The organism is Penaeicola halotolerans (assembly GCF_016464625.1).
In the GTDB taxonomy this organism is placed as follows: Bacteria; Bacteroidota; Bacteroidia; order Cytophagales; family Cyclobacteriaceae; genus Penaeicola; species Penaeicola halotolerans.
This window is the reverse complement of record NZ_JAEAGO010000190.1, coordinates 1-241: the sequence shown is the minus strand read 5'-3', so window position 1 is coordinate 241 and position 241 is coordinate 1. Positions and strand designations below refer to the sequence as shown.

At 45.2% G+C, this 241-nt stretch carries 1 protein-coding gene; it reads left to right on the top strand.

Features of this window, described 5'->3' with window-relative positions:
- Positions 1 to 241, top strand: a 241-nt coding sequence (locus I5349_RS14005; RefSeq protein ID WP_226391387.1) for an EamA family transporter, incomplete at both ends; no start/stop codon positions are given.

Genomic DNA, 241 nt, shown 5'->3' with positions numbered 1-241 from the left:
GGGAGTAGCTGCCAATCAACTACTTTTCTTCAAAGGGTTGAGCTTAACCTCTCCGATCCACGCCTCTTTGATCATGACTACACTACCGATCTTCGTACTGCTGTTTTCTCTTTGGTTAAACAAAGAAAAACCGACAGGGTATAAAATAGGAGGAGTTCTCCTAGGGGCATCAGGGGCTATTTTACTCCTTTTAAGTGGGGAGATTGACTGGGGAAATGCCGTGATTGCAGGAGGTCTTATG